Source organism: Streptomyces rubellomurinus (assembly GCF_000961885.1).
In the GTDB taxonomy this organism is placed as follows: Bacteria; Actinomycetota; Actinomycetes; order Streptomycetales; family Streptomycetaceae; genus Kitasatospora; species Kitasatospora rubellomurina.
On the sequence record NZ_JZKH01000276.1, the window covers coordinates 1 to 773 of the forward strand.

Below are 773 nucleotides of genomic sequence, written 5' to 3' on the forward strand. Positions count from 1 at the left end.
AGCGGGTGTTCCTGCCCTTCGAGTGGACGGGCGTGGAGCTGTTCGCGGCCGGTGGCACCGAACTGCGGGTGCGCGTCGACCTGGACGCGTCGGGCACCAGCGCCCGGATCTGGGTGGCGGACCCGGCCGGTGGCCCGGTGGCGTACGTGGACGGACTGCAGATCCGCGAGGCGAGCGCCGAGCAGGTCCGCGGGGCCGCCACCGTCGACCACCTCTACCGCGTCGACCACCAGGAGGTGCAGCAGTCGCCGTCCTCGGCGGAAGCCGGCCGCAGCGCCGTCCTCGGCGGGAACGGCGACCTGGCGCGCCTGCTGGGTGTCGACCACCTCGCCGACGCCGACGTCGACGCCGACGAGCTGCCCGGCCGGACCCTGGTGGACCTGACGGGCTGGGCCGGCCGACCGGTCCACGAGGCGCTGGCGGACGTGCTCGCGCTGGTTCAGCGGCTGGTGGACGAGCCTGGCGAGCTGGTGTTCGTGACGCGCGGCGCCGTTGCCGGTGAACCGGTGCAGGCCGCGCTGGCGGGCTTCGTCCGGACGGTGCGCGCGGAGTACCAGGACCGGGCGATCCGACTGCTGGACCTCGACACGAACGCGGACGCCGACACCATCGCGCGGGCTCTGCTCGCAGACGGTGAGCCGGAGTTGGCCGTGATCGGCGGCCGGGTCACGGCTCCGAGGCTGGTGCGGGTCTCGGCGGCGGACGCGTCCGAGCGGGTCGTGCTGGACCCGGAGCGGACGGTCCTCGTCACCGGCGGCACCGGTGAGCTGGGC

Annotated in this window: 1 protein-coding gene; it reads left to right on the top strand. The window is 75.0% G+C overall.

Annotation, left to right across the window (positions count from 1 at the left end):
- A partial coding sequence (locus VM95_RS37795) for a Rossmann-fold NAD(P)-binding domain-containing protein (protein ID WP_045706058.1) occupies positions 1 to 773 on the top strand: 773 nt, incomplete at both ends.